Source organism: Candidatus Enterococcus wittei (genome assembly GCF_002140175.1).
GTDB classification, from domain to species: Bacteria; Bacillota; Bacilli; order Lactobacillales; family Enterococcaceae; genus Enterococcus_B; species Enterococcus_B wittei.
In genome coordinates, this window is sequence record NZ_NGMO01000002.1 from 388,355 (window position 1) to 389,419 (window position 1,065).

Here is a 1,065-nt window from a genome sequence, read left to right on the forward strand (position 1 = left end):
GTACTAGAAGTCCCCAAAGTGACCAAAAGATAGTTGATAAAAAATGAGTGAGAAAAGTAAAATGAAATAAAAGATTGTCACTTTAGGTACTTTGGTACTAAGAAGAGCTTGTTTTTGTCTATTTGTTTCACTAAAGTATATAAAACGGAATTAATGCAGGAATCATAGAAAGTATGACAAACTTTCTATGATTTCCTGTTTTACTTGACTTTTTGATATAATAGAATAGTTAAGAAAGTATTCAAGAGAATATTTTAGAAAATAGAGTTTATGTACTGTAGAAAGAATTTGAGTGTCAATGATTTAGTGACTTAATATATGAATGAGGTGATTCTCTTGGTATTGGAAAATAAATTAGGAATAGCCAATCAAATAGCTCTTGCGAAGGCAGAGGAACGAATAAGTAAACAAAAAGCAAAACATTTATATGATAGTGGAAAAATAAATGAAATAGAGGTTGGAACATTTAAGGGCTTAGCAACGATTCATTTTTATTTGTTTTCAGATATTTATAATTTTGCAGGAGAAATTCGAACAGTGAATTTAGCGAAGGGAAATTTTCGTTTTGCCCCATTAATGTACTTAGAAACTTCTTTACAGTATATTGATAAAATGCCTCAAAGTACGTACAAAGAAATTATTGAGAAATATGTTGAAATGAATATTGCCCATCCTTTTCGAGAAGGAAATGGGCGAAGTATGCGGATTTGGTTGGATCTTATGTTAAAGAAAGAACTGCAAAAGGTAATTGATTGGAATTTAGTAGATAAGGAAGACTATTTATCTGCTATGGAACGTAGTCCAATCAACGATTTAGAAATTAGTCATTTACTTTCTCAAGCACTAACAGAACAAATTTATGATCGTCAACTATTTATGAAAGGAATTGATGTAAGTTATTTTTATGAGGGGTATTCAGAGTATACAATTGATGATCTATAAATCTGTTTAGTTTTAATGTATTTCTACACAATTATTCTTACAATAAGAAAAGAGCTAACATAGAGACTCATAGAAAGTATGAAGGACTTTCTATGAGTCTTTGTTTTTCAAAATAGGTAGATA

Annotated in this window: 1 protein-coding gene; it reads left to right on the plus strand. The window is 29.6% G+C overall.

All coding sequences use genetic code 11. The features are described 5' to 3' along the window. Nucleotides 1–336 precede the first annotated feature (336 nt). Nucleotides 337–942 (plus strand): protein adenylyltransferase Fic, encoded by a 606-nt coding sequence (gene fic, locus A5844_RS06090; RefSeq protein WP_086284359.1) that lies wholly within the window; start codon nucleotides 337–339, stop codon nucleotides 940–942. Nucleotides 943–1,065: the final 123 nt, after the last annotated feature.